The 26,141-nt window shown below is 70.4% G+C and carries 30 protein-coding genes and 1 tRNA gene; 15 read left to right on the top strand and 16 right to left on the bottom strand.

Features of this window, described 5'->3' with window-relative positions:
* Positions 1 to 24: 24 nt before the first annotated feature.
* Both hrpB and ABD169_RS07960 read left to right on the top strand, forming a co-directional pair.
* Positions 25 to 2,694, top strand: a complete 2,670-nt coding sequence (gene hrpB, locus ABD169_RS07965; protein ID WP_344031207.1) for an ATP-dependent helicase HrpB — start codon at positions 25 to 27, stop codon at positions 2,692 to 2,694.
* An 11-nt stretch (positions 2,695 to 2,705) separates the two neighbouring features.
* On the top strand, positions 2,706 to 3,245 hold the full coding sequence (locus tag ABD169_RS07960; protein WP_336653485.1) for a YaeQ family protein: 540 nt from the start codon (positions 2,706 to 2,708) through the stop codon (positions 3,243 to 3,245).
* Between the two features lie 89 nt (positions 3,246 to 3,334).
* On the opposite strand, the gene ABD169_RS07955 is transcribed toward ABD169_RS07960, so the two are convergent.
* The gene (locus tag ABD169_RS07955) at positions 3,335 to 4,108 is read right to left on the bottom strand and encodes an ABC transporter permease (protein WP_344031205.1); all 774 of its coding nucleotides are present in this window, start codon (positions 4,106 to 4,108) and stop codon (positions 3,335 to 3,337) included.
* A complete protein-coding gene (locus tag ABD169_RS07950) occupies positions 4,105 to 4,995 on the bottom strand; it encodes an ATP-binding cassette domain-containing protein (protein ID WP_344031203.1) in 891 nt (296 codons plus the stop codon). Before ABD169_RS07950 ends, ABD169_RS07955 begins: the two co-directional genes overlap by 4 nt.
* A 98-nt stretch (positions 4,996 to 5,093) precedes the next feature.
* Between ABD169_RS07950 and ABD169_RS07945 the strand changes: the two genes are divergently transcribed.
* A complete protein-coding gene (locus ABD169_RS07945; protein WP_344031201.1) occupies positions 5,094 to 6,047 on the top strand; it encodes a TetR/AcrR family transcriptional regulator in 954 nt (317 codons plus the stop codon).
* 99 nt (positions 6,048 to 6,146) lie between these two features.
* On the opposite strand, the gene ilvC is transcribed toward ABD169_RS07945, so the two are convergent.
* From ilvC to ABD169_RS07920, 5 genes are all read right to left on the bottom strand, one after another.
* Positions 6,147 to 7,163, bottom strand: coding sequence for a ketol-acid reductoisomerase (gene ilvC / locus ABD169_RS07940; protein WP_425560962.1), 1,017 nt, complete (start codon positions 7,161 to 7,163; stop codon positions 6,147 to 6,149).
* Between the two features lie 127 nt (positions 7,164 to 7,290).
* Entirely contained in the window at positions 7,291 to 7,800 is a 510-nt protein-coding gene (gene ilvN / locus ABD169_RS07935) for an acetolactate synthase small subunit (RefSeq protein ID WP_099722594.1), read from the bottom strand.
* A 3-nt stretch (positions 7,801 to 7,803) separates the two neighbouring features.
* Positions 7,804 to 9,681, bottom strand: coding sequence for an acetolactate synthase large subunit (locus ABD169_RS07930; protein WP_425560961.1), 1,878 nt, complete (start codon positions 9,679 to 9,681; stop codon positions 7,804 to 7,806).
* Positions 9,682 to 9,685: 4 nt separating this feature from the next.
* Positions 9,686 to 11,380, bottom strand: coding sequence for a dihydroxy-acid dehydratase (ilvD, locus tag ABD169_RS07925; protein WP_344031196.1), 1,695 nt, complete (start codon positions 11,378 to 11,380; stop codon positions 9,686 to 9,688).
* Positions 11,381 to 11,428: 48 nt separating this feature from the next.
* Positions 11,429 to 11,677: a hypothetical protein gene (locus ABD169_RS07920; protein WP_344031195.1), complete on the bottom strand. Its 249-nt coding sequence runs from the start codon at positions 11,675 to 11,677 to the stop codon at positions 11,429 to 11,431.
* 156 nt (positions 11,678 to 11,833) lie between these two features.
* Here ABD169_RS07920 and ABD169_RS07915 point away from each other — a divergent pair, with 156 nt between their 5' ends.
* The 4 genes from ABD169_RS07915 to ABD169_RS07900 all read left to right on the top strand — a co-directional run bounded on the left by ABD169_RS07915 (position 11,834) and on the right by ABD169_RS07900 (position 14,526).
* Positions 11,834 to 12,049 carry a hypothetical protein gene (locus tag ABD169_RS07915; protein ID WP_344031193.1) on the top strand — a complete coding sequence of 72 codons (216 nt, stop codon included), beginning with the start codon at positions 11,834 to 11,836 and terminating at the stop codon, positions 12,047 to 12,049.
* Between the two features lie 84 nt (positions 12,050 to 12,133).
* The gene (gene nhaA, locus ABD169_RS07910) at positions 12,134 to 13,405 is read left to right on the top strand and encodes a Na+/H+ antiporter NhaA (RefSeq protein ID WP_344031191.1); all 1,272 of its coding nucleotides are present in this window, start codon (positions 12,134 to 12,136) and stop codon (positions 13,403 to 13,405) included.
* 174 nt (positions 13,406 to 13,579) lie between these two features.
* Positions 13,580 to 13,652: transfer RNA gene (locus ABD169_RS07905), tRNA-Lys, on the top strand.
* Between the two features lie 67 nt (positions 13,653 to 13,719).
* Positions 13,720 to 14,526, top strand: a complete 807-nt coding sequence (locus ABD169_RS07900) for an inositol monophosphatase family protein (RefSeq protein ID WP_344031189.1) — start codon at positions 13,720 to 13,722, stop codon at positions 14,524 to 14,526.
* Between the two features lie 6 nt (positions 14,527 to 14,532).
* Here ABD169_RS07900 and ABD169_RS07895 read toward each other — a convergent pair whose 3' ends face one another.
* The gene (locus ABD169_RS07895; protein ID WP_046454180.1) at positions 14,533 to 15,009 is read right to left on the bottom strand and encodes a MarR family winged helix-turn-helix transcriptional regulator; all 477 of its coding nucleotides are present in this window, start codon (positions 15,007 to 15,009) and stop codon (positions 14,533 to 14,535) included.
* 164 nt (positions 15,010 to 15,173) lie between these two features.
* Here ABD169_RS07895 and ABD169_RS07890 point away from each other — a divergent pair, with 164 nt between their 5' ends.
* Positions 15,174 to 15,572: a DUF3054 domain-containing protein gene (locus ABD169_RS07890; protein WP_344031187.1), complete on the top strand. Its 399-nt coding sequence runs from the start codon at positions 15,174 to 15,176 to the stop codon at positions 15,570 to 15,572.
* A 176-nt stretch (positions 15,573 to 15,748) separates the two neighbouring features.
* Here the strand turns inward: ABD169_RS07890 and ABD169_RS07885 are convergent, their stop codons facing one another.
* The 4 genes from ABD169_RS07885 to ABD169_RS07870 form a co-directional block, all read right to left on the bottom strand.
* Entirely contained in the window at positions 15,749 to 17,092 is a 1,344-nt protein-coding gene (locus tag ABD169_RS07885; protein ID WP_344031186.1) for an acyltransferase family protein, read from the bottom strand.
* A 66-nt stretch (positions 17,093 to 17,158) separates the two neighbouring features.
* A complete protein-coding gene (locus tag ABD169_RS07880) occupies positions 17,159 to 17,623 on the bottom strand; it encodes a hypothetical protein (RefSeq protein ID WP_344031185.1) in 465 nt (154 codons plus the stop codon).
* Between the two features lie 172 nt (positions 17,624 to 17,795).
* Positions 17,796 to 18,629 (bottom strand): aldo/keto reductase, encoded by an 834-nt coding sequence (locus ABD169_RS07875; RefSeq protein WP_344031183.1) that lies wholly within the window; start codon positions 18,627 to 18,629, stop codon positions 17,796 to 17,798.
* A gap of 67 nt (positions 18,630 to 18,696) precedes the next feature.
* Entirely contained in the window at positions 18,697 to 19,920 is a 1,224-nt protein-coding gene (locus ABD169_RS07870; RefSeq protein WP_344031181.1) for an MFS transporter, read from the bottom strand.
* Between the two features lie 135 nt (positions 19,921 to 20,055).
* On the opposite strand from ABD169_RS07870, the gene ABD169_RS07865 reads away from it, so the two are divergent.
* Complete coding sequence (locus tag ABD169_RS07865; protein ID WP_344031179.1) at positions 20,056 to 20,511, top strand: MarR family winged helix-turn-helix transcriptional regulator; 456 nt, start codon at positions 20,056 to 20,058, stop codon at positions 20,509 to 20,511.
* A gap of 91 nt (positions 20,512 to 20,602) precedes the next feature.
* On the opposite strand, the gene ABD169_RS07860 is transcribed toward ABD169_RS07865, so the two are convergent.
* Both ABD169_RS07860 and ABD169_RS07855 read right to left on the bottom strand, forming a co-directional pair.
* A complete protein-coding gene (locus ABD169_RS07860) occupies positions 20,603 to 21,196 on the bottom strand; it encodes a DUF305 domain-containing protein (protein WP_344031177.1) in 594 nt (197 codons plus the stop codon).
* A 109-nt stretch (positions 21,197 to 21,305) separates the two neighbouring features.
* Positions 21,306 to 21,764, bottom strand: a complete 459-nt coding sequence (locus ABD169_RS07855; RefSeq protein ID WP_344031175.1) for a DUF6153 family protein — start codon at positions 21,762 to 21,764, stop codon at positions 21,306 to 21,308.
* 106 nt (positions 21,765 to 21,870) lie between these two features.
* Between ABD169_RS07855 and ABD169_RS07850 the strand changes: the two genes are divergently transcribed.
* The 6 genes from ABD169_RS07850 (at position 21,871) to ABD169_RS07825 (ending at position 24,778) form a co-directional block, all read left to right on the top strand.
* Entirely contained in the window at positions 21,871 to 22,290 is a 420-nt protein-coding gene (locus ABD169_RS07850) for an SRPBCC family protein (RefSeq protein WP_344031173.1), read from the top strand.
* Positions 22,287 to 22,697, top strand: a complete 411-nt coding sequence (locus ABD169_RS07845; RefSeq protein ID WP_344031171.1) for an EVE domain-containing protein — start codon at positions 22,287 to 22,289, stop codon at positions 22,695 to 22,697. Before ABD169_RS07850 ends, ABD169_RS07845 begins: the two co-directional genes overlap by 4 nt.
* Complete coding sequence (locus tag ABD169_RS07840; protein WP_344031169.1) at positions 22,694 to 23,149, top strand: MarR family winged helix-turn-helix transcriptional regulator; 456 nt, start codon at positions 22,694 to 22,696, stop codon at positions 23,147 to 23,149. The genes ABD169_RS07845 and ABD169_RS07840 overlap by 4 nt, the downstream gene beginning before the upstream one ends.
* A gap of 73 nt (positions 23,150 to 23,222) precedes the next feature.
* Entirely contained in the window at positions 23,223 to 23,678 is a 456-nt protein-coding gene (locus ABD169_RS07835) for a hypothetical protein (RefSeq protein ID WP_344031167.1), read from the top strand.
* 123 nt (positions 23,679 to 23,801) lie between these two features.
* The gene (locus ABD169_RS07830; RefSeq protein WP_344031166.1) at positions 23,802 to 24,476 is read left to right on the top strand and encodes a hypothetical protein; all 675 of its coding nucleotides are present in this window, start codon (positions 23,802 to 23,804) and stop codon (positions 24,474 to 24,476) included.
* Positions 24,477 to 24,550: 74 nt separating this feature from the next.
* Positions 24,551 to 24,778: a DUF1653 domain-containing protein gene (locus ABD169_RS07825; protein WP_344031165.1), complete on the top strand. Its 228-nt coding sequence runs from the start codon at positions 24,551 to 24,553 to the stop codon at positions 24,776 to 24,778.
* A 24-nt stretch (positions 24,779 to 24,802) separates the two neighbouring features.
* Here ABD169_RS07825 and ABD169_RS07820 read toward each other — a convergent pair whose 3' ends face one another.
* Positions 24,803 to 25,207: a nuclear transport factor 2 family protein gene (locus ABD169_RS07820; protein ID WP_344031163.1), complete on the bottom strand. Its 405-nt coding sequence runs from the start codon at positions 25,205 to 25,207 to the stop codon at positions 24,803 to 24,805.
* The gene (locus ABD169_RS07815) at positions 25,198 to 26,004 is read right to left on the bottom strand and encodes an MBL fold metallo-hydrolase (protein WP_344031161.1); all 807 of its coding nucleotides are present in this window, start codon (positions 26,002 to 26,004) and stop codon (positions 25,198 to 25,200) included. Before ABD169_RS07815 ends, ABD169_RS07820 begins: the two co-directional genes overlap by 10 nt.
* Positions 26,005 to 26,141: the final 137 nt, after the last annotated feature.

The following is a 26,141-nucleotide window of genomic DNA, read 5'->3' as shown; positions in this document are numbered from 1 at the left end:
CGGACCCGCCGGACCGCTCCTAAGATGAGGGGCGTGCCGCTCCACCGCTTCGACCTCGATGCCATCGGCGCGGGCCTCGTCGTCGCGGAAGCCGGCGACGAGGTCCGACGGGCGCTCGCGCACGGCGCGACCGTCGTCACCGCTCCCCCGGGCACGGGCAAGACCACCTACGTCCCCCCGCTCGTCGCGAACCTGCTCGCGCAGGACGGATCGGGTTCCGGGCACCGTGCCGGCCGCACGATCCTCACCCAGCCCCGCCGCGTCGCCGCCCGCGCTTCGGCCGCCCGCCTCGCCGAGCTCGACCGCAGCACCATCGGCGAGCACGTCGGCTTCACCGTCCGCGGTGAGCGCCGCGCGGGCCGCGATGCGCGGATCGAAGTCGTGACCCCGGGCGTGCTGCTGCGCCGGCTCATCGCCGATCCCGAGCTCGCCGGCGTCGGCGCGGTGATCCTCGACGAGGTGCACGAGCGCTCCCTCGACGGGGACCTGCTGCTCGGCCTCGTCTCGGAGGTCCGCGCGCTGCGCGACGACCTGCTCGTCGTCGCGATGTCGGCCACGCTCGACGCGGATCGCGTGGCCGAGCTGCTGGGCGCGGCCGCCGGCGACGGTCCCGCTCCCATCGTGCGCGTGCCCTCGGCGCTGCACCCGCTGCGCGTGGAGCACGCCCCCTTCGACGGCGCGCGGCTCGACGAGCGCGGCATCACCCGCGGCTACCTCGCCCACCTCGCCGACGTCGCCGCCGACGCGCAGGCCGGATCGGGCGTCGACGCGCTCGTGTTCGTGCCGGGCGCCCGCGAGGTCGACGAGGTCGTGAACCGGCTGCGCGGCCGCGTCTCGCGGTCCGGGGCCGCCGTCGAGGTGCTGCCCCTGCACGGGCGCCTCTCGCCGCGCGAGCAGGATCGCGCCGTGCGCGGCCGGCTGCGCGACGCGGACCCCCACCGCATCGTCGTCTCGACCGCGCTCGCCGAGAGCGCGCTGACCGTGCCCGGAGTGCGGCTCGTGGTCGACTCCGGGCTGTCGCGCGAGGTGCGCCGCGACCAGGCCCGCGATATGACCGGGCTCGTCACCGTCAGCGCGTCACGCGCGAGCGCCGAGCAGCGCGCCGGACGCGCCGCCCGACAGGGACCCGGCACCGTCGTGCGCGCTTACTCCGAAGCCGAGTTCGCGCGCATGCCCGCCGAGCTCACGCCCGAGATCGCGACCGCCGACCTCAGCGACACCGCACTGCTGCTCGCGGCCTGGGGCGCCCCCGCGGCCCGCGGACTCGCACTGCTCACGCCGCCGCCCGCCGCCGCCATGGATCGCGCCGTCGCCGTGCTCGCCGCGCTCGAGCTCGTGGACGCGAACGGGAGCCTCACCGAGCTCGGCACGCGCGTGGCGCTCCTCCCCATCGGCGTGCGCGAGGCGCGGGCGCTGCTCGCGGGAACCGCGGAGCTCGGCGACGCCCGCGGCACCGCCGAAGTCATCGCCGCGATCTCCGACGACCACCGCGCGAGCGACGCCGACCTCGCGCGCCTGCTCCGCGAGCTGCGCAGCGGACGCGCGCCCGGATCCGAGCGGTGGAAGCGCGAGACCGACCGGCTGGCGCGGCTCGCCGGTGAGGGGGTGGATCCTGCGACTCCTCCGTCGCGCAGGATGACGGGGCAAGGTCCGTCGCGCAGGATGACGGGGGACGGTCTGTCGCGCGGGGCGACCCGCAACGACGCCGGCGTCGTCACCGCGCTCGCCCGCCCCGAGTGGATCGCACGTCGGACCGGCGAGCACTCGCGCTCCTACCTGCTCGCGAGCGGCACCCGGGCGGCCCTCCCCGAGGGCAGCCCCCTGCTCGGCAGCGAATGGATCGCGGTGCGCGAGGTGCAGCGCGCCGAGGGCCGCGCGGCCGACGGCACGGGCGCCGTGATCCGCCTCGCCGCCGCGCTCGCCGAGGACGACGCGCTGCGACTCGGCACGCACCAGCTGGTCGAGGAGCGCACCACCGCCGTGGTGGACGGCAGGATCCGCGTGCGCCTGGTCCGGCGCCTCGGCGCGATCCCGCTCGCGTCGACGCCCACTGCGGCCCGGGCGGAGGACACCGGCCCGGCGTTCGCCGCGCACCTGCGCGAGCTCGGACTCGACGCCCTCGACTGGACGGAAGCAGCGCGGTCGCTGCGCGGACGCCTCGCCCTGCTCCGCCGCGAACTCGGCGAACCCTGGCCCGACGTGAGCGACACCGCGCTGCTCGACCGGATCGACGCGTGGCTCGGCCCCGACCTCGAGCGCATGCGCCCCGACGGATCGCTGCGCCGGATCGACCTCGCGCAGGCGCTGCGCCGGCTGCTCCCCTGGCCCGAGGCGGCGCGGTTCGACGAGCTGGCCCCGGAGCGCCTGCCGCTCCCCTCCGGGTCCACCGCGCGCGTCGAGTATCCGCAGCCGACCGGGACCGACGACACCGTCGAGCAGCCGGTCGTCTCGGCCAAGCTGCAGGAGGTCTTCGGCCTCGCCGAGACGCCCCGGCTCGCGGGCGGCCGCGTGCCGGTGCTGTTCCACCTGCTCTCGCCCGCCCGCCGCCCGCTCGCCGTCACCTCGGACCTGCGATCGTTCTGGAACGGCCCCTACCAGGAGGTGCGCCGCGAGATGCGGGGCCGCTACCCCAAGCACCCCTGGCCCGAGGATCCCTGGACCGCGCAGGCGACCGCGCGCACGCGCACCCGGTAGGCTCGAACGCCATGGCCATCGGATCGACGATTCACACCTTCACCGTGCAGCTCGCGGACGTCGATCGTGGGGTCTACGACGACTTCACGATCCGCGTCGCCCGGCATCCGTCCGAGACGGACGCGTACATGATGACCCGGATCCTGGCCTACTGCCTCGAGTACCGCGAGGGCATCGAGTTCGGCGGCGGCGTCTCGACCACCGACGAACCGGCCGTGCTCGTGAAGGACCTGACCGGCCTCATCACCGGGTGGATCGAGGTCGGCTCCCCCGACGCCGCGCGCATGCACAGCGCCAGCAAGCTCGCCGAATACGCGGCGGTGTACACGCACCGCGATCCCGCGAAGGTGCTCGCCTCGTGGGAGGGGAAGCAGATCCACCGCTCCGAGGAGCTCGTGCTGCGCAGCTTCGATCCCGGGTTCATCGACGCAGCGGTGGGCGCGATCGAACGACGCAGCGACCTCTCCGTGTCGCGCACCGAGGGGCAGCTCTACGTCGAGCTCAACGGCACCCACCTGAGCAGCGAACTGCACGAGCACCGCATCGGCTGAGCGGCGCCTCCTGCATCGTCATCCTGCGCGACGGAGGAGTCGCAGGATCCTGCGACTCGTTCCTCGCGCAGGATGACGGTTTCACCGGATCACCGCTTGGGGAAGCGCCAGACCGCGACCGCGGCCCCTGCCAGCACGATCCCCGCGCACCACAGCACCGCGAAGAGCGGCTGCAGGCCCGGGTCCTGGCCGAGCAGCAGCGCACGGATCGACTCCACGAGCGGGGTCACCGGTTGCGCCGAGGCGACCGGGACGAGCCAGTCGGGCAGGCTGTCGAGCGGCACGAACGCGCTCGACAGGTAGGGCAGGAACAGCAGCACGAAGCCGTAGCCGTTGGCGGCCTCCGGGCTCGACGCGAGCAGTCCGATCGCTGCGAACACGACGGTGACCGCGAGGATCCAGGCGAGCACCAGCCCGATCGCCGCGCACCACTCCCCGACCCCGGCGACCGGCCGGAATCCGACGAGCAGCGCGACTCCGACGACCACCGCGGTCGCGAGCAGGTTGCGCAGCACGCTCGCGACGACGTGACCGACGAGGCAGGTCGCGGCCGGCATCGGCAGACTGCGGAAGCGCTGCATCGCACCGCCTGTCAGGTCGCGGTTGACCGAGACCGCTACGGACGCGGCGCCGAAGCCGGAGCACAGCACGATGATGCCGGGCACGACGAAGTCGACGTACCCGCCGCCGGAGTCGATGGCTCCGCCGAACACGAACGTGAACAGCAGCATGAGCATGACCGGCAGCACGATCGCGAGCGAGAGCCCTTCGCCATCGCGCAGGCTGTGCCGGAGGCTGCGCCCGACGAAGACGCGGCTCGCCGCGATCGGTCCGGTTCCGGGGTGCAGGGTGACGGCGCTCATGCGGCTGCTCCTGTCAGATCGAGTCGGTGGTCACGGCGGGTGAGCGCGATGAACGCGTCGTCCAGGGTGGGACGGCGCAGCTCCACGCGGAGTCCGCGCTCTGCGGGATCGAGCCCGGCCAGGGCCGCGGCGAGGCCGCCCGCGCTGCTCGGCACGTCGAGGGTGCGGACCGCTTCGCCGTCGCGACCGACGAGTACCGCGGTCTCCTCGCCGACGAGGCCGGTCAGCTCGGCGACCGTGCCGTCGGCGACGATCGCGCCGTCCTGCAGGATCGCGACCCGGTCCGCGAGCGCCTCGGCCTCGTCGAGCATCTGCGTCGTCATGAACACGCAGCAGCCGTCGGCGGCGAGCTGGGCGACGTCCGCCCAGAGCCGCGACCGACTCGCCGGATCGAGCCCGGTGGTCGGCTCGTCGAGGAACAGCACGGCTGGCGGGAGCACGAGTGACGCTGCGAGGTCGACGCGGCGGCGCATGCCGCCCGAGTAGCCGCCGACCCGACGATCCGCGGCGTCCTCGAGTTCGAAGGAACCGAGCAGTTCGTCGGCGCGCTGCTTCGCCCGACGCGCGCCCAGGCCGAGCAGGCGGGCGATCATCACGAGGTTCTCGCGACCGGTCAGCGCCTCGTCGATAGACGCGTACTGGCCCGTCGTGCCGATCAGGCGCCGCACGGTCGCGGCCTCGCGCACCACGTCGTGCCCGAGGATCCGGGCGGAGCCGGAGTCCGGTCGCAGCAGCGTGCTCAGGATGGAGACCAGCGTGGTCTTGCCGGCTCCGTTCGGGCCGAGCAGTGCGAAGACGCCGCCCTCGATCCCGAGGGTGATCCCGTCGAGCACGGGTCGGCCGCCGTAACTCTGCCGGAGATCGGTGATCTCGATGGTCGGATTCATGATCCATCCTTTCTGTATGCAACACACACAGTATGCAACATAAACAGTAGATGTGTCACGCAGTTATGATGGAATACGGTTGAGCGCGGGAGGAACGCATGACGAACGAGAACGAAGCCGTCTCGCGCACGCTCGCGCTCGCCTGGGGCCTCGCCGCGGCACCGCAGCGCGGGCCGAAACGGGAACTCACCCCCGAGCGCATCGTGGACGCCGCGATGGCGATCGCCGACGCCGAAGGGCTGGCGGCGGTCACCATGCAGCGCGTCGCGCAGACCTTCGAGTTCAGCACCATGGCGCTCTACCGCTACGTGGCGACCAAGGACGAGCTGCACCGGCTCATGCTCGACGCCTGCCTCAGCAGCGCGGAAGGCGCCATCGACGCCGAGCACTGGCGCGTCGGCCTGCGCGAGTTCCTGAGCGAGCTGCTCGACGGATACCGACGCCACCCCTGGGCGCTCGACATCCCCCTCTCCTCCGACATCCACTTCATGCCCGGCCAGATGCGCGTCGCCGACCGCGCCCTCCGGGCGATGCGCACCCTCCCCGCGGCCGAACCGGCGAAGCTCGCCGTGCTCATGCTGTTCGCCGCCTTCGCCCGCGGCCACGCCGCCGTCGAACGGGAGGTACTCGCGGGAGGCGAGATCTCGGCCGAGACCCGGGCCCTGATCGAGGAAGCCGTGACGCCGGGCCGGTTCCCCGATGTCGCACTGCTCGTGCGCAGCGGCGCCTACTTCGGAGACACCGCCTCCGGCGAACTCATCGAGGACGACACCGCACTGATCTTCGACTTCGCCGTCGGCGTGCTGCTCGACGGCCTCGAAGCGACGTTCTCGGGAGCGCAGGCCCCGGCACCCGAGCCGGCGCCCGAGCTCACCCCGGCCGAGGCGCTGGAACGCGCCGAGACCGAGCTGCGGGCCGGGATCGAGCTGCGCAAGCAGGCCCACCGCCGCGTGCGGGACGCCGAACGCGCCGAAGCCGAGCTGCGCCGCCTGCGCGACCGCGCGAAAGAGGCCGCGAAGGCCCATGCCAAGCAGCTCCGCTCCGCCGGCTGAGCGGGCGGACGATAGCGCTCCCCCGAAACGACGAGGCCCCCGGGATTCCTCCCGGGGGCCTCGGTGTTCACGGCCGGATCACGGCCGAGTCACGCCGGATCAGCGAGCGGCCGAGCCGTCGACGTAATCCGAGTCGGTCTGCTTCCATGCGAAGAGCCCCCGCAGCTCGCGACCGGTGGTCTCGATCGGGTGCTGCTCGGCCTTGGCGCGGAGCGCGAGGAACTCCGGAGCGCCGGCGTCCTGGTCGTCGATGAAGCGCTTCGCGAACGCGCCCGACTGGATGTCGGCGAGCACGCCCTGCATGTTCTCCTTGACGCGCGGGTCGACCACGCGGGGGCCCGACACGTAGTCGCCGTACTCGGCGGTGTCGGAGACCGACCAGCGCTGCTTGGCGATGCCGCCCTCCCACATGAGGTCGACGATGAGCTTCAGCTCGTGCAGCACCTCGAAGTAGGCGATCTCGGGCTGGTAGCCGGCCTCGGTCAGGGTCTCGAAGCCGTACTGGACGAGCTGCGAGACGCCGCCGCAGAGCACGGCCTGCTCGCCGAAGAGATCGGTCTCGGTCTCCTCGGTGAAGGTGGTCTTGATGACGCCCGCACGGGTGCCGCCGATCGCCTTCGCGTACGAGATCGCGGTCGCCCAGGCGTTGCCCGAGGCGTCCTTCTCGACGGCGATGATGTCGGGGATACCGCGGCCCGCGACGAACTCGCGACGCACCGTGTGACCCGGAGCCTTGGGGGCGATGAGGATCACGTCGACGCCCTCGGGCGCCTCGATGTAGCCGAAGCGGATGTTGAAGCCGTGCGCGAACGCGAGGGTCTTGCCCTCGGTCAGCTTGTCCTTGATCTGCTCGTTGTAGATCGCACGCTGGTGCTGATCGGGAGCGAGGATCATGATGAGGTCGGCCCACTCGGCGGCATCGGCGACGCTCTTGACCTCGAAACCGGCCTCCTGGGCCTTCTCGATCGACTTCGAGCCGTCCTTGAGCGCGATGACGACCTCGACGCCCGAGTCGCGCAGGTTCATCGCGTGGGCGTGGCCCTGCGAGCCGTAGCCCACAACGGCGACCTTCTTGCCCTGGATGATCGACAGATCTGCATCGTCGTCGTAGTACATCTCAGCCACGTGGATTCTCCTTGTGTTGTGTGGTTCAAACGTCATTCTGCGCGAAGCCGCAGAATCTCGGTATTCGGTTGTGGATCCTGCGACTCGCACGCTCGCGCAGGATGACGGCGCGGGGCCGTCAGTTCTTGAAGACGCGCTCGGTGATCGACTTCGAGCCGCGCCCGATGGCGATGAGGCCCGACTGCGCGATCTCCTTGATCCCGTAGGGCTCGAGCACCTTGAGGAACGCCTCGATCTTGCCCGTGTCGCCCGTGACCTCGATCACGAGCGCGTCGGTGACGACGTCGACGACGCGGGCGCGGAACAGGTTGACGGCCTCGAGCACGTGCGAGCGGGTCTGGTGATCGACCCGGACCTTGATGAGCACGTGCTCGCGCTGCACCGACTGCGCGGGCTCCAGCTCGACGATCTTGATCACGTTGACCAGCTTGTTGAGCTGCTTCGTGACCTGCTCGAGCGGCAGGTCCTCCTGGTCGACGACGACCGTGATGCGGGAGAGCCCCGGCACCTCGGTCGGGCCCACCGCGAGGGACTCGATGTTGAAGCCGCGACGGGCGAACAGCCCGGCGACGCGGGTCAGCAGGCCCGGCTTGTCCTCGACGAGGAGGCTCAGAACGTGGCGGGTCATGATTTACTCCTCTCCCCACTCGGGGCTGTGCTCGAGGGCGTACTGGATGTCGCTGTTGGAGGTGCCCTGGCGCACCATCGGCCAGACCATCGCGTCGGAGCTCACGACGAACTCGAGCAGCACCGGCCGGTCGTTGGTCTCGAGCGCGAGCTTGATCGCGTCGTCGACCTGATCCTCGCGCTCGACGCGGATCGAGAGGCAGCCGTAGGCCTCGCCCAGCTTCACGAAGTCGGGGATCCGGCGGCTGCCGTGCCCGGTCTCGAGCTGCGAGTTCGAGTAGCGGCCGTCGTAGATCAGCGTCTGCCACTGGCGGATCATGCCGAGCACCGAGTTGTTGATCACCGCGACCTTGATCGGGATCTCGTTCACGAGGCAGGTGGCGAGCTCCTGATTGGTCATCTGGAAGCAGCCGTCGCCGTCGATCGCCCACACGGTGCGATCGGGCTGGGAGACCTTCGCGCCCATGGCCGCCGGCACGGCGTAACCCATGGTGCCGGCACCGCCTGAGTTCACCCACGCGTTGGGGCGTTCGTAGCCGATGAACTGCGCCGACCACATCTGGTGCTGGCCCACGCCCGCGACGTACACGGCCTCGGGGCCCGAGAGCTCGCCGATGCGCTGGATCACGTGCTGGGGCGAGAGCAGACCGTCGCTCGTCGCCTGGTAGCCGAGCGGGTAGCGCTCGCGCAGCTCGTTGAGGCGGGTCCACCAGGCGCCGATGTCGGCACAGGCGAGGGTGCGCTGGGCCGAGGTCATGGCCGCGATGAGGTCGGAGATGACCTCGCCGGCGTCGCCCACGATCGGCACGTCCGCCGCGCGGATCTTGCCGATCTCCGCGGGATCGATGTCGGCGTGGATCACCTTCGCGTCGGGGGCGAACAGCGCCGCCTTGCCCGTCACGCGGTCGTCGAAGCGCGCGCCGAGGGCGATGATCAGGTCGGATTCCTGCAGCGCGAGCACCGCGGGGACCGTGCCGTGCATCCCCGGCATGCCGAGGTTCTGGCGATGCGAGTCGGGGAACACGCCGCGCGCCATGAGCGTCGTCACGACGGGCGCGCCGACCAGCTCGACGAGCTGGCGCAGCTCCTCCGCCGCGCCGGCACGGACCACGCCGCCGCCGACGTAGAACACGGGGCGCTCGGCCGCCGCGATGAGCTCGGCCGCGGCCTGGATCTGCTTGCTGTTGGCCTTGGTGATGGGGCGGTAGCCGGGCAGGTCGACCCGCGGCTCCCACACGAAGTCGAACAGGCCCTCCTGCGCGTCCTTCGTGATGTCGACGAGCACCGGGCCCGGGCGACCGGTCGAGGCCAGCTGGTAGGCCGCGGCGATGGCCGCCGGGATCTCTTCGGCGCGCTTCACCAGGAACGAGTGCTTGGTGATCGGCAGCGTGATGCCGTGGATGTCGACCTCCTGGAACGCGTCGGTTCCCATGAGGGTCGAGAAGACCTGGCCCGTGATCGCAAGCATCGGCACGGAGTCCATGTAGGCGTCGGCGATCGCGGTCACCAGGTTGGTGGCGCCGGGGCCCGAGGTGGCGATGCAGACGCCGACCTTGCCGCTCGCCGCCGCGTAGCCCTCGGCCGCGTGACCCGCGCCCTGCTCGTGCCGGACGAGGATGTGACGGAGCTTCGGGGCGTCCATCAGCGCGTCGTAGAGCGGCAGCACGGCGCCGCCGGGCAGACCGAAGACGTCCTCGACGCCGAGCAGCTCGAGGCTGCGGACGATGGCCTGGGCGCCGGTCATGCGCTCTCCGCGAGCGCCGTTCGGATGCTGGGTGGGTTGAGAGCTCGATTCCGAGTTCATTGCACACTTTCTCTTGACAGTGGTGGGAGCGGTCGCGCGGGCCGCTCGAGAAACGTCGGCTCCCTGGGGAGCGAACAGCGATTCAGCCGGTGATGGCGCCTTCGGACGCCGAATGCACGAGCTTCGCGTACTTCGCGAGGACTCCGCGGGTGTACCGCGGGGGAAGCGGGGCCCAGCTTTCTCGGCGGGCCGCAAGCTCGGTGGGATCCACCAGCAGATCGAGCGTACGTGCGGCGATATCGACCCGAATCAGGTCACCGTCGCGAACCAGGGCGATCGGACCCCCGTCCGATGCCTCAGGTGCAATGTGGCCGATGCACAGGCCGGTTGTGCCGCCTGAGAATCGTCCGTCCGTCAATAGTAGTACATCTTTTCCGAGTCCCGCGCCCTTGATGGCCGCGGTGATCGCGAGCATCTCGCGCATGCCGGGACCGCCCTTCGGGCCCTCGTAGCGGATCACGACGATGTCGCCGGCGGAGATGCGGCCCGCTTCGAGGGCGTCCATCGCGGCGCGCTCGCGCTCGAACACGCGCGCGGGCCCCTCGAAGGTGTCGAGGTCGAAGCCCGCGGTCTTGACGACGGCGCCGTCGGGAGCGAGCGAACCCGAGAGGATCGTGAGGCCGCCGTTCGCGTGCAGCGGGTTGTCGAGCGTGCGCACCACCGCGCCGTCGAGCGGAGCCGGATCGAGCTCGGCGAGGTTCTCGGCCACCGTCTTGCCGGTGACCGTGAGGGCGTCGCCGTGCAGCAGGCCCGCGTCGAGCAGCGCCTTCATGATGACCGGCATGCCGCCGACCCGGTCGAAGTCCTGCGCCACGTACTGGCCGAACGGCTTCATGTCGGCGAGGTGCGGCGTGCGCTGCCCGATCCGGGTGAAGTCGTCGAGCGTCAGCTCGACCTCGGCCTCGCGGGCGATCGCCAGCAGGTGGAGCACCGCGTTGGTGGAGCCGCCGAGCACCATCGCGACAGTGATCGCGTTCTCGAACGCCTCGCGGGTGAGGATGTCGCGCGAGGTGATGCCCTTGCGCAGCAGGTTCACCACGGCCTCGCCGGACCGGTGGGCGTAGTAGTCGCGGCGGCGATCCGCGCTGGGCGGGGCGGCGGAACCGGGCAGGCTCATGCCGAGCGCCTCGGCGACGCACGCCATGGTGTTCGCGGTGTACATGCCGCCGCACGCGCCCTCGCCCGGGGCGATGGCGCACTCGACGCGCTTGAGGTCCTCTTCGCTGAGCGTGCCGGCGACGCACGCGCCGACGGCCTCGAAGGCATCGATGATCGTGACCTGCTTCTCCGTTCCGTCGGAGAGCTTGACCCAGCCAGGCGCGATGGATCCCGCGTAGAGGAACACCGAGGCGAGGTCGAGGCGCGCGGCGGCCATGAGCATGCCCGGCAGCGACTTGTCGCAGCCCGCGAGCAGCACGGATCCGTCGAGTCGCTCGGCCATCATCACCGTCTCGACCGAGTCGGCGATGACCTCGCGCGAGACGAGGGAGAAGTGCATCCCCTCGTGCCCCATCGAGATGCCGTCCGAGACGGAGACCGTGCCGAACTGCAGCGGGTATCCGCCGCCACCGTGCACGCCCTCCTTCGCGCCCTGCGCGAGCCGGTCGAGGCTCAGATTGCAGGGCGTGATCTCGTTCCAGGAGCTGGCGATCCCGATCTGGGGTTTGTCCCAGTCCTCGTCGCCCATGCCGACCGCGCGGAGCATGCCGCGCGAAGCCGTCGCCTCGATGCCGTCGGTGACGGCACGGCTGCGCGGCTTGATATCGATCTCAGACATGCGGGTTGCCTCCGATCTGCGGTCCGGCGCTCGCGGCGACGGACGACCTTACTTGCCGGTTGCGGGGAGCAGCGTGAACGGCACGATGAAGCCGATGACGCTGAGCGCGAGGCCGGACGCGAAGAGGAACATGCTCGGGTGACCCGGCTCGTCGCCGAACGCGGTGAAACCGAAGCTGGCGAGGACGATGCCGCCGAACGCGAGCACGATCGACAGCACGAACACGAACGCCGTGACGACGCTCACCGCTCCCTGCGAGCTCTCCTCGAACAGTGCGGCGGGCTGCTGCTGTGCCATGACCTTCGGCTCCTTATATGCGCTTCGTAGTGTTCGACGGAGTCGCGACGACCCCGTCGTGGGAACGCCCTCAGCATACCGCCCCGTTCATTCCCCGCACGACGGTATGGTGGAGCGCAGAACGGCGGCGCCCGCCCGTCGCACCCGGGAGGTCCGATGTCCATCGGCAAGTACCTGACCAGCCTCAGCGTGCTCGGCGCTGCCGCCGGCATCACCGGCGTCGTGCGGCAGACCAAGTCCATGCCCGCCGACTGGCGTCGCCTCGTGGTCTGGGGCGTCTGGGCGGCGAGCCTCGCCCTCGCCATCGCGGGCGTTGCGAAGCAGGACGAGGACGCGCAGTTCGCCGAGGACCAGAAGCACCTCGACGTCTGATCCCGAGCGGCTTCCGGTAGACTGGACGCTGGTGAGTCGGGAAGTCTGGTCGACGCGTTCGTCCGTGAACCGTCAGGAGACCCGTTGTCCCACGATCCCCACACCCACAGCCCCGGCGCTCCGAGCACCCGCTCGCGCCCGCGCCGCGTCCTCTCGCTGACCAGCCGTCGCGAGACCACCCGCGTCGCACGCATCCTGCGCGCCGAACTCGTCGGCGGCATCCTGCTCATCGCCATGGCCGCGATCGGCTTCGCCGCGGCGAACAGCCCGCTCTCCCCCGCATACGAGGCGCTGCGCGACTTCAAGATCGGTCCCGAGGCGCTGCACCTGAACCTCTCGCTCGGCACCTGGGCGGCAGACGGCCTGCTCGCCATCTTCTTCTTCCTCACCGGCCTCGAGCTGAAGCGCGAGTTCGTCGCGGGCGAGCTGAGCCGGTTCCGCACGGCGATCGTGCCCGTCACCGCGGCGTTCGGCGGAGCCGTCGTCCCCGCACTGCTGTTCGTCGCGTTCACCGCCGGATCGCCCGAGATGCACGGCTGGGCGATCCCCACCGCCACGGACATCGCGTTCGCGGTCACGGTGCTCGGCCTCATCGCGCCGGGCGTCCCGCCCGCGCTCCGCATGTTCCTGCTCACGCTCGCCGTGGTGGACGACCTCATCGCGATCTCGGTCATCGCCGTCTTCTACTCGAGCGGCATCGACTTCCTCATGCTCGGGCTCGCCGTGATCCCCTTCGCCGCGTTCGCCTTCCTCGCGCACCGCTTCCCCGCGAAGTTCGCAGCCTCCGGCTGGGCTCCGTGGCTGATCCTGCTGCCCATCGGCATCGTGGTCTGGGCGCTCGTGCACGCGTCCGGGATCCACGCCACCATCGCCGGCGTCGCGCTCGCCTTCGCGATCCCGGTCGAGGGACGCGGCGGCACCGCGCTCGCCGAGACCTTCGAGCACCGCTTCCGCCCGCTCTCCAGCGGCTTCGCGGTGCCCGTCTTCGCCTTCTTCGCGGCCGGCGTGGCGATCAGCGGCACGAGCGGCTTCCCGTTCAGCCCCGTCGCGCTCGGCATCATCGTCGGCCTCGTCGTCGGCAAGCCGCTCGGCATCGCGCTGACCACGTGGATCCTGACCAAGTGGACGCGGGCCGAGCTCGATCCTGCGATCCGCTGGCGCGAGCTCATCGGCGTCGCCGCGCTCGCCGGCATCGGATTCACGGTCTCGCTCCTCGTCACCGAGCTCAGCTTCGACCACCCCGAGACGGCCGACCTGGCCCGGCTCGCGGTGATGGCGGCGTCGCTGCTGGCCCCCGTCGTCGCCGCGTGCTTCCTGGTGCGCCCGAAGCGCCGCGCGACCGCGGTCCAGCCGTAGGTTCCGTGGCGGGCTCGGGTGGTCGCCCCACCCGAGCCCGCCACGAGATCCGCGAGATTCCGCGGCAACACTCCCGGAATCCACGCAGAAGCCACCTCGATTTCACCTGACCCCGGGAACCGTGTTATTGTTTTCTCCGTTGCCCAGCGAGGGAAAACCTCGCAGAAGCGACATGCGCCTTTAGCTCAGTTGGTAGAGCAGCTGACTCTTAATCAGCGGGTCCACGGTTCGAGCCCGTGAGGGCGCACGGATTGGCCCGGAACCTCACGGTTCCGGGCCTTTTTCGTTCCCGCCCCACGCGATCGGAGCCGTCGATGTCCCAGCTGCCCCCCTCCCCGTCCGAGGATCTCGCCTTCGCGCTGGAGCTCGCGGAGCTCGCGGACTCGATCTCGCTCCCCCGCTTCCGCGCGGCCGACCTGACGATCGAGACGAAGCCCGACCGCACCTTCGTGACCGACGCCGACCGCGCCGTCGAAGATGCGCTGCGCGCGCGCATCGAGGCCGAGCGCCCGGACGACAGCTTCTTCGGCGAGGAATCGGGTCGCGCCGAGCGCGGCGAGCGGCGATGGATCCTCGACCCGATCGACGGCACCTCCAACTTCCTGCGCGGCGTCCCGAACTGGGCGACGCTGATCGGCCTCGAGGTCGCCGGAGAGGTGCGGGTGGGCGTCGTCTCGGCACCCGCGTTCGGCACGCGCTGGTGGGCCGAGACCGGCAGCGGCGCCTGGAAGGCGGAGGGCGAGGCGGAACCGCGTCGCCTGCGCGTCTCGGGTGTCTCGGAGCTGGAGCACGCCTCGCTCAGCTTCCAGAGCATCGAGCAGTGGGATCTCGCCGGATACCTCGAACCGTTGATCGCCCTGAGCCGGGCGGTGTGGCGCGACCGCGCGTACGGCGACATGTGGTCGTACATGCTGCTCGCCGAGGGCCTCGTCGACATCGTCGCCGAGTTCGACGTCAAACCCTACGACCTGGCCGCGCTCGTGCCGATCGTGCGCGAGGCCGGTGGCCGCTTCACCGACATCGACGGCGCCGAGTCCGCGTGGAACGGCAGCTCGCTCGCGACGAACGGCGCGCTGCACGATGCGGTGCGCGGCGCGATCGACGCCGCGAAGCGCGGCTGAGCCGGGTCAGCCCCGCATCTGACGGCGGTCGGGATCGACCGCGTCGAGGATCCGGCCGAGCTGGGCCGAGAGGGTCGCGATGTCCTCGCGCTCCAGCGAGGCGAACACCAGGCGCCGGACCTCGCGCACGTGGCCGGGAGCGTGCTCCGAGAGGTGCGCGTAGCCGTGGTCGGTGAGCACCACGTTGGTGGCGCGCCCGTCGTTCGGGTAGGCCTCGCGGCGCACCCAGCCCTGCTTCTCGAGCCGGGTGACCACGTGCGAGAGTCGCGAGAGCGATGCGTTGGTGTGGAAGGCCAGGTCGCTCATGAGCCGGGTGCGGTCCGGAGCCTCCGACAGCATCGCGAGCACGTGGTAGTCAAAGAATGAGACGCTCGCGTCGCGCTTGAGCTGCGCCTCGACAGCACTCGGGAGCAGCATGGTGAGGCTCACCAGCCGGAGCCAGAGATCCCGCTCCTCATCGTCGAGCCAGAGCTGATCTTGCACGTGTAGTCCCGCTGTCCTTCCGTATGGAACGGTGGGCCAAAGACGCTCCGAGACAGGAAATGGACCGAGTCCAATATCTCGGAACCGCCCCCCGCCAGTTCACCTCTCTATTATGCACGCCTGCCGCGCAGAAACGGCCCCGTGCAGTCGATATGCTTCGAGATATGAGCTCCGAGCAGACGTCGCGCATCGTGTTTCCCGCAATCGTCGCCGACATCTGCTGCGTCGTCCTCTTCGCCGCCATCGGGCGCTCGAGCCACGGCGAGGACGTGAGCCCCGCCGGCGTCTTCATCACCGCCTGGCCGTTCCTCGTCGGCCTCGCGATCGCCTGGATCGCGGCGCTCGCCTGGCGTGCGCCGCTCCGCCCGCTCCGCAGCGGCGTCCCGATCTGGATCGGCACCGTCGCCCTCGGCATGCTCGTGCGCTGGGCCACCGGCGACGGCACGGCGCTCGCGTTCGTGATCGTCGCGACCGTCGCCCTCGGCGTCCTGCTGGTCGGCTGGCGCGGCATCGGCCGCGGCGTCGCGGCCATCCGCGGCCGACGCGCGGCCCTCCGCGCCTAGGCGCGGCTCTCCATTGAGGTTATTGATTCTGCGGGCCGGGCACTCAGCCGGATCACCATGGAGTGATGCACGTCGAGTGGCGGCAAACGCGCCCTTCCTCTACTGATTCGGCGAGTTTGACGCCACTCGACGATGGGTTCGACGGGCACGAAGCACCGACCGGGCTGCCCGCGCGCTTAGACCCTGACCTCCGCCCCTCGCGGTGCTCCGAAACCGCCCGTGAGGCCGAGCGCGAGCACCGTTGCGACCAGTGCGACCGTCGCGAGCGCCGCGTCGATCCCGTAGGCCGTGATCGCGAGCACCGGCAGGACGAAGAGCACGACCGCGACCGGGGTCGCCGCGGGGAACGCCGGGCGACCCAGCGGAGGTGTGCGTTCGAAGCGCACGAGCCAGAGCGACAGCGCCCAGACCGTGGCGAGCACCAGCAGCAGGAACGGGACCCGGGTCCACCACCAGGCGGCGCTGCCGGGCACCGGCATCGGGATCGGCAGCACCAGCTGGATCCCGATGAGGATCATGATGACCGGCAGGTGCCAGAGGTAGACGGTCATGAGCCGGGAGCCGATCAGCAGCACGACCCCCTGCGCCGCGCGCGTGCGCATGAGCGCGGTGAGCGGAGCCTTGAGCAGCGTCAGCGTCGCCGCCTGCACCACGGCGAGCAGCGCGAGCGGCACGGTCGGGGGCCACTGGTTCGCGAGCATGTTCCAGGAGTACCCGCCGAGCGAGACGAGCCCCCAGATCGCGAGGTATCCGGCGGCGACCAGTCCGAGCAGCTGCCAGACGCGCCGACGGGCGAACCAGCCGTCGAACAGGAAGAAGCCGATCTGCTGGGCGAACAGCCAGACGAAGAGCACGTTCGGCAACCCGAAGAGCTCCTGGCCGAGCACGAAGCCCTGAGGATCGACGTGCGGGAGGCCGAGCAGCTCCCCCGCGATGAGGAACCGCAGCGCGTCGGTCGCGACCGCACCGGCGAGCAGTGCCGCGGGGACGCCCCAGCCGAAGCGGTGGTGCAGCCGGATCATGCGAGGCGCGAGCGCCTGCGCCAGCAGATACGCGGCGAGGAACCAGAGCGGGGACCCGACGCCGATGGCGACGGTGTCGACCAGCAGCGGGTCGATGTCGAGCAGTGCGGCGGCGCCCAGCACGGCCGCGAAGAACACGAAGACGGCGAGCGCCGGCCGGGCGAGACGGGCGAGACGCAGCCGGACGAAGCCGTCCGCCGTCTCGCCCCTGCGCTGTGCCGAGTTCCATCCCGCCCGCGCCGCGAACCCGCCCACGACGAAGAACAGCGGCATGATGTCGGCGATCCACGAGGCGGCGTTGAACCAAGCCTCGCCCTCGACCGTTCGTTCGATGACCAGGGATCCGTCGGGACCGCGTCCGACCCCCGTGAAGAGGATGTGCACGAACACGACCAGCACGACGCAGGCGACTCGCGTCAGATCCAGCGTGAGATCGCGCCCCTCGGGGACGCTGCGCTGCGGTCTCGTACCGGCGTCGGCATGGGCTTCACTGCTCATGCCCCGAGGATATGCGCTGCCGCGCATTCGCCCGGCATATGCCGCCCGAGCTGCGCGGCGCGCGGATCAGCGCCGGAGGTCCTTCGGCAGCTTGACCTCGCACACCACCGGCTTGCCGGTGGCCGCCGTGCTCGAGGCGAGCTCACGACCGCCGTCGACGAGGATCCGGCACTTCGCCGTGGCGCCGGGCACGGGTGTGGCTGCGACCCTGGCGGTGCGCCCGGCGCGCACGAGCGCGTCGGCGGACCAGTCCATGCGGTTCTGCCCGCTGCGAGTGGTGATGCTCGAGATGTGCTTGGTGTCGCGCCCGCGCGTGGGGGCATCGAGGTACGAGAGGTTGCTGACGCCGAGCGATCCGGCCCCCGCGCTCTTGCCCGTGACCGAGACCTCGTAGGTCACGCGCCGCAGCTGCGCGTCGAGCTCGCCCAGCGTGCCGCGCAGCACGGCGCAACCGGTCAGTGCGGGAGCGATCAGCGCCGCCGCGACGGTTGCCCCGAGCACACGGACGACGGTCATCGATCTCAGCTGCATGATTCCATGATCCCTGATACCGGGATACTACGCGTCATCCCGAGGTACCGATTTGCCCCGAAACGCACGACTCGGGGCTCATTCTCCAGACGGACAGCCGCGCGAAGCCGATGCTGAGCGACCGCTGGATCCGCGGCGATTCGCGGATCCAGCGGCCCCGGCACGCCCGCGCTCAGCCGTTGAACTCGGCCGGGTGCGGACCGGTGCGGCCGTCGCGATCGAGCCCGTCGATCGCCGACAGCTCGGCCTCGGCGAGCTCGAAATCGAAGACGTCGAGGTTCGCGGCGATGCGCGCGGGGGTGACCGACTTCGGGATCACGATGCGCCCCTGCTGGAGGTGCCAGCGCAGCACCACCTGAGCGGGGGTCTTGCCGTGGCGCTCCGCGATCGCGATCACGGACTCGTCGCCGAGGACCGCGCCCTGTGCGAGCGGGCTCCACGCCTCCGTCGCGATCCCGAGGCGTCGATTCGCCTCGGCCGTCTCGCGGTTCTGCAGGGCCGGGTGCAGCTCGACCTGGTTCACGGCGGGCACCAGATCGCTCGCCTCGGCGAGCCGGTCGAGGTGCGCCGGCAGGAAGTTCGACACGCCGACGGCACGGACGCGACCGTCGGCTGCGAGCTGCGTGAGCGCTCGCCAGGCGTCGAGGTAGCTCTCGCTCGCCGGAGCCGGCCAGTGGATGAGGAACAGATCGAGGGTCTCGAGGCCGAGCCGCTCGAGCGACGCTTCGTAGCCGCGCATCGCGGAGTCGTAGTCGAGCGAGTCGATCCAGAGCTTCGAGGTCACGAACAGCTCGTCGCGCGGGATCCCCGACTGGGCGATGGCGCGACCGACGCCCGCCTCGTTGCCGTAGATCGCCGCGGTGTCGATGCTCCGGTACCCGGCCTCCAGCGCGGCCGAGACCGCCGCCGTGGTCTCGGCGTCGGGCACCTGGAAGACGCCGAAGCCGAGCTGCGGCATCTCGATGCCGTTGTTGAGGGTGATGGTGGGGACGGTCGGTGCGGTCATGAGATCTCCTGCGGGATTCGAGTGATGGACTGGAGGAATGGGGTGTCGAGCGGGGCGGCCCGACGCGTCATCGGGCGGCGGCGCTCAGGGCCGCCGGCTGCGCCTGCTGTTCCGGCTCCGGTTTCGCGGCCGCGGGTTCCCGGCGGGGGCGCTTCGCCGCGAACACCGCGAACGCCATGACGATGAGCGCTGCGAGCGTGATCGCGGCTCCGATCCAGATGGGAGCGGTGTAGCCGAGCCCCGCGGCGATGCCGACTCCGCCGGCCCAGGCGCCGAGGGCGTTGCCCACGTTGAACGCGCCGATGTTCGCGCCGGAGGCCAGCGTCGGCGCACCGCCCGCGTAGTGCATGATGCGGCTCTGGAGCCCGGGGACGGTGCCGAAGCCGAACCCGCCCATGAGGAAGAGGATGACGATGGTCGCGGGCTGGGAGAAGGCGAGCAGCCCGAAGGCCACCAGCACGACGACGAGCGCGGCGATGAACCCGAGCAGCGTGCCGTCGATCGATCGGTCGGCGAAGCGCCCGCCGAGCCAGTTGCCGATCACGAGCCCGGCGCCGAACAGCACGAGCAGCCACGGCACCGATGCGCTGGCGAAACCGGCGACGTCCGTCAGCGTGTAGGCGATGTAGGTGAAGGCGCCGAACATGCCGCCGTAGGCGAGCACGGTGACGGCGAGCGAGAGCCAGACCTGCGCCGACCGGAACGCCCGCAGCTCGGAGCGGAGACGCACCGGCTCCCCCGCGTCCTTCGGCGCCGGGACGAGCGCCGCGATGCCCGCGAGCGCGACGATGCCGATCGCCGAGATCACCCAGAAGGTGGATCGCCAGCCGAACTGCTGCCCCAGGAACGTCCCGAACGGCACCCCGAGCACGTTGGCGGCCGTGAGACCCGTGAACATGATCGCGATCGCCCCGGCCTTCTTCTCGGGGGCCACGAGCTCGGCCGCGACGACGGATCCGATGCCGAAGAACGCCCCGTGGTTGAGCGCGGCGACGATGCGGCCCAGCATTGCGACGCCGTAGTCGGGCGCCGCGGCGGTGAGCGCGTTGCCGATGATGAAGAGCACGACGAGCCCGATGAGCACCGCCTTGCGCGGCAGCCGGGTGGTCGCGGCGGTGATGCCGAGCGCGCCGACGACGACGCTGAGGGCGTAGCCCGAGATGAGCCAGCCGGCCGTCGCCTCGCTGACGCCGAAGTCGCGGGCGACGTCGGGCAGCAGACCCATGATCACGAACTCGGTGAGTCCGATGCCGAACGCCCCGATGGCGAGGGCGATGAGTCCGAGTGGCATGCGTGCGCTCCCCCGGATCCCTCGCGGTTCGCGGAGGATCCTGATAAAGTAGTTGCAGACGCGGGATGTTGCGTCGATGAACACAATCATTGCACACGCAATTAACCAGCGCAAGCAACGACTTTTGGAGGACCCATGGGCATCGCCGACGACGCCGTCGAGATCCGCGCCCGCGGCTGGCGCACGCTCGCCGCCCTGCACGGCCTCATCGAGGCCGAGCTCGAGCGCACGCTGAGCGCATCGGTCGAACTGTCGGTCGTCGAGTACACCGTGCTCGACGCCCTGAGCCGGCAGGACGGCTGGCACATGCGCATGCAGCAGCTGGCGCGCGCTGCTGCGCTCAGCCCGAGCGCCACCACGCGCCTGGTGACCCGCCTCGAGGATCGCGGCCTGCTCACCCGGATCCTGTGCGCCGACGATCGCCGGGGCATCTACACCGAGCTCACCCCCGCCGGCCGCCGGCTCTACGAACGCGCGCACCCCGTGCACGACGAGGCGCTCGAGCGGGTGCTCGCCGAGGCGGACGCACGACCCGAGCTCGCCCCGCTCGTCCGAGCCCTGCAGGACCTGGAAGCCCCGGCGGCGGTCTAGCCGACCGCGCGCGGCCGGCTCGACCGTTCGTTCATCGGCGAACCGGCGCAGCGGTGCCGGGCGCGGTTCCCCGCGCCCGGCACCGACTCCACTACTGCAGCGAACCGAGCAGCTCGCGCATCTGCGCGATCTCGCTGCTCTGATCGTTGATCACGGACTGCGCGAGCCGCTTCACCTCGGCGTTCGCACCGTCGGCGACCTCCGGCTTCGCCATCTCGACGGCGCCCTCGTGGTGCTCGATCATCTGCTCGAGGAAGAGCCGCGACGCGGTGGCCCCGTCCGCCGCTTTCAGGCGGTCGAGCTGCTCCGTCGAGAGCATCCCGCCCATGGAATGGCCGCCCATCGAGGAGTCGGCGCCGGCCATCCCCCAGTCGGACAACCAGCCCTGCAGCTGGGTGATCTCGGGCGCCTGGGCCGCTTTGATCCGCTTCGCGAGTTCGCGGACGCGCGGGTCGAGGCCGGACTTCGCGAGCACGATCTCGCTCATCTCGATCGCCTGCTGATGGTGGCCGATCATCATCGACACAAACATGGTGTCCGCGTCATTGACATCGGCAGGACGGGTCGCGGTGGCACTGCGATTCGGCGAGGGTTCTCCGGCCGACTGCGCTGCGCAGCCGCCGACCGCGAGGGATCCGGCGATCGCAGCGCCTGCGATGAGAAGGGTGAGTGCACGGGTATTCATCTGGGGTCTCCTGAGTGCGCGGGCGCACGAGCGCCCGCTGAATGGGTTCGATCGGATACGGCAGGACCGATCCGGCGCGCGACTCGGCGCGCACCGGATCGAATGCCGCTCAGGTCCGACTGATCCCGAGCAGGAGCGGTGTCGGCGGATCCGGGATCCGCGCAAGGAGCAACCGGAGGGATCGACGCCGCGCTCCCCCTGCGGGCCGCGCGGCGGCCCGCAGGACCGAGCGTCTCCGCAGGTGCACGGCCAGGGCGGCGAGCAGCAGCGCCAGCACGCACACCATCGCCATGCCGGAATCGCCCATGCCGCCCATGCCGCCCATCTCGCTCGGGCTCGCAGCGCCGTCCGCGGAGGCCGCCCCGGCGTTCGTCGTCACGCCCGCCTCAGAGTGCGTCGTCATGGTCGCTCCGGCGTCGTGCCCCGCGGCCGAAGTGCCGTGCAGCTCGAGCACGTGCATGCCCAGCAGGCCCGCGAGCACGGTGGCGACGACGGCGAACGCGAGGATCGCGCGCCGCATCCGCCGCGACCCCGCGGTCGCGGCGGAGCCGGCATCGATCCCACGCATGCCGCACAGCTTAGGGGGTGCCGATGGGCCTCCGCTGATCCCGATCGCGCAGCGCTTCGCGGCGAGGCGACTTGCCCACCAGATAATAAGCGCGCATACTAAAGACATGCCGATCCTCAGCTCCCACAGCGCCCGAACCCGCCACCCCGAGGAATCCGTGTTCGCACGATGGGCGGACCCGAACTCCTGGCCCGCCTGGGATCCCGACGTGCGCGAGGTGACGTTCACCGGCGATGTCCGCCTCGGCGCCGCCGGACGCATGCGGCCGAGCAGCGGCCCCGCGGCCGCATTCACCATCACCGAGCTCGTCGAGGATCGTCGCTTCACCAACGTCTCCCGCATGCCGGGCGCGGCGCTCACCTTCGATCACCGCGTCGAGCCCGCGGACGACGGGTCGACCCTGTCGGTAGAGATCCGAATCGACGGACCGCTCGCGCCGCTCTGGAAGCTCGCGATCGGGCGCGGTTTCGCGAACGCCGCGCGCACCAGCATCGACGGGCTCCTCGCCGACCTGGACGCCGCATGAGCCGCGGCTGGCTCGGCGTCGTCGCCGCGGACCACGTGGCCCGCGGAGCCGAACTCGGCATCGCGCAGATCAACCACGGCAATCGCACGGCGCTCGCGCGCATGCACGCCGGCGACACGCTCGTCTACTACTCCCCGACCCGCTCGCGCGGCGACGGCGTCGCCTACCGCCGCTTCACGGCGATCGGCACGCTTCCGGACGACGAGATCTGGCAGGCCGACGAGGGGTCGTTCCAGCCGTTCCGCCGCCGCTTCGACGTCGTCTCGACGACGCACGTGCCGCTGGAGCGGGTACGGGACTCGCTGCGCCTCACCGCCGACCCGCACTGGGGCTACCGCCTCCGCCTCGGGCTGGTGCCGCTCGAACCCGAGGACCTCGACACGCTGCGGGAGGCGATGACCGCGTGAGCCGCCTCGACTCCGACTACTCGGATGCCCGCCGGAGTCCCGGGCTCATGCTCTGGCGGGTCACCAACGCCTGGCAGCGCTCGATCCGCTCCGCGCTCGCCCCGTTCGACCTCACCCACGTGCAGTTCGTGCTGCTCGCGGCGCTCGCCCACGCGGACCCGGAGGAGCCGATGACGCAGCGCGAACTCGCCGACGCCGCCTCCACCGACCCGATGATGACCTCGCAGGTGGTGCGCGCGCTCGAGCGGAACGGACTGATCGTCCGCGGAGCGCACCCGCAGGATCGTCGCGCGGTGACCGTGGCTCCGACGCCGGCGGGTCTCGCGATCGTCAACCGGGCCGTGCTCGCGGTCGAAGCAGCCGACCGCGCGACCTTCGCCGCGCTCGGCTCGGAGCAGGACGACTTCACGCGGATGCTCGGCATCCTGGAGGGGAACCGCGAGAGCGAGTGACGGCACTCCGGTACCGCCGCGTCCGACCTGGGTCCGATGCGGCGCGCCGGAGGCCCCCGGGAGGATCGGAAGCATGAAGATCACCGCCTCTCGAATCCGCCCGCTCGCCCTGACCGTCGGTGCCGCCGCTCTCCTGCTCCCGCTGACCGGCTGCAGCGTCATCGATGCGATCGGCAAGTCGTCGCAGGACGCCTGGCAGGTGGACTACGAGGTGACCACCGATGGGCGCGCACCGGCGACCCTCACCGATGTCGCGTACCTCGACACCAGCGGACGCCTCGAGGAAGCGGCGATGAAGCGCGTCGGCACCGTCGAGACCGCCGCCGGCGCCGGGACCGCCGCCGCGAAGTGGAAGGCCGACTCGATCGCCGTCGTCGGCAAGCCGACCCGGGTCACCGCGACGCCGCCGGCCGGCGTGCGCGCGACCTGCCGGATCCTGCTCGACGGCACGCAGGAGATCGCGTCGGCGACCTCCGAGCCCGGCAAGCCGGTGACGTGCGAGGCGAAGGCCCCCGAGTTCCCGAAGTAGCATTCGGCGACCTTGAGGGACAGCGTCGCCAAAACTGCCCGAGTTCGCTTGCCCGCATGAGGTTAAAGATACTGTAACCTTCAATCAACATTGGCAAGCCTTAACTTATCTTCAAGAGACACAATGAGCGAGCTTTCTACCCCATCAACACCCCAGCAACAGCGCCCCAGCCAAGCCCTCCTGTGGATTTCCTTGTCGGCGCTGGCCATGTCCGCAATAGCTCTCTCGGTGGCCCTCATTTCTCTAGCTTCGGGATCAGCTGCGGACGAGAAGCCAAGCAAACCCGCTGCACAAGGATCAGCTCCGACGACCCAGCAGCCCCAGCCTCAGGCTCCGACTTCCACGACCAAGGGTGCACCTTCAAACGCTTCCGCTGATGAGGTTCCGCTGAAGAGCCCCTTCCGTTCCGCAAGCGCTTCACTGACGATCAACTCTGTCGAAGTCATGGACCAGATAGAAACCGTCGACGGGGCACCCCTCGTCGCCGATCCAGGCACCAAGCTTGTCTTGATCAGAGCAACCTTCACCAACTCGTCACCCAAAGCGGCAGACCTCTCCTGCGGAGACACAGGCCTCTATGTCAGAGGATTCGATTCCAACCAGTCTGAGATGACTCAGGTCTTTGAGACCTACCGAATTCCCGGGAATATGGAATGCAACGCAAAGCTCCTCACCGGCCAGACCCACGATTGGAATATCGCCTTCAGTGTGCTCGAGAAGAACACGCCGGCAAGCCTCGTTGTAGTAGACAGCGGCACCAATAACTACGAACAAGAGACAAAACTTCTCCTCAAATAGGTCCTCGGCTGTCTCGAGTTCGGGCTCACCGGACGTCCAGAAGCGGTCATGGTCGCAGCCGATAGGCTGCGACCATGACCGCTTCTGCTTCCCCCGACGTCGAGCCCGGCATCTACCAGCACTTCAAGGGCCGGCGGTACGAGGTGGTCGGCACGGGCCGGCACTCGGAGACCGAGGAGCCGCTCGTCTTCTACCGCAAGCTCTACGACGACTACAGCTTCTGGGTGCGCCCCGTCGCGATGTTCGTCGAGCAGGTGGATCGGGACGGGTACCGCGGTCCGCGCTTCGCCCGAGTCGCGTAGCCGCGAGGCGCCTCGCAGCTCGGTTCAGGCCATCGCGTCGCGCACCAGCGCCGTGTCGACGAACTGCTCGAAGCGCACGATGAGCCCGCCCCTCACGACGAAGTGGTGCACGACCCGCACGTTCAAGTCCTTGCCGGTCGCGTTGTTGCGGGCCGTGTAGCGCGCCAGCACCACGACGTTCTCGCCCTCGACGACGTAGGAGTCGTCGTGCGCGGTCCAGCCCGTCCAGTCGCGGCCCAGCACCTCCATCACGTTCGAGGTGACGCCCTCGGGCGTGCGGTAGGTTCCGGCGAGCGGGAAGCCCGCCATCTCCGTCCACTCCACGTCGGGAGCGAGCGTGGCGCGCAGGGCCGCGAGATCGCCCGCGGCCGAGGCGAGGTACTGCCTGCGGACGACGTCCGCCGGTTCGGTCGACTCGCTCAGCCCCACGACATCTCCCCCTTCGCGACCTTGGTACCGAGCGACGCGGCGATCTGGAGCCCGGCGTCGGGGTACTCCGCGAGCAGCGTCTGCTCCGCCGTCGCGGCGTCGACGGACGCGGCGATGACCTCCTCGAAGCGCTGCAGGTAGGTGCGGGTGTGCGCGATCGCGGTGCGATCGGTCGGAGCGCCGGTGACGCGGTGGCCCGCGACGACGAACGCCGGATCGAGCGCGTCGAAGCCGTCGAGCGCGCGGAGCCAGGCGCCGCGCGCCTCGGGGGTCGCGGTGTCGGCGGTCCAGACGTGCAGGCCCTCGAACAGCAGGATCCCGCCGAAGAGCGCGCGCTGCTCGGCTTCGAACACGAACCAGCGGCGATCGCCGAGATCGTCGCCGGCGCTGCGCAGCTCGATGCTGCGGTCGTCGACGGCGATCTCGCCGCCGTCGAACGCGGTCAGCTCGACGAGGCGGGTCGGCAGGTTCGCACCGAGGTGCGCCCAGGCCTGCAGCTTGCCCTCGTAGCTGTGGCGGATGTGCTCGATCACGTCGCTCGGGGCGATGAATCGGGCCTCGGGGAACGCGTCCGCGATGACCTCGGCGCCGAAGTAGAAGTCGGGATCGCCGCCGGTCACGAGCACGGTGGTCAGGGTCTTGCCGGCATCGAGGATCGCGGCGGCGATCCGGTGCCCGTCGGCGCGGGTGAAGCCGGCGTCGACGAGCACCGACTCGGTCTCGCCGGTGACGAGCACGCTCGTCTTGTGCAGTGAGGACGCCGGTGCGTCCAGGACGGTGATGGTGAGCTCGGTCATGTCTTCTCTCCGTGGATCGGTGTGCGAGCGGTGGTCGGCCGCGAGTCACTCGGTGATTCCGTGGCCATGAGGTAAAACTATGCTCATGGAGCGCGAAGATCACGGTTCAGCACGGACAGCTCATGGTGAAAATCAGA

This window comes from Leucobacter iarius (assembly GCF_039530105.1).
GTDB classification, from domain to species: Bacteria; Actinomycetota; Actinomycetes; order Actinomycetales; family Microbacteriaceae; genus Leucobacter; species Leucobacter iarius.
The sequence above is the reverse complement of the archived record's forward strand: the minus strand, read 5'-3'. Positions and strand labels throughout refer to the sequence as shown.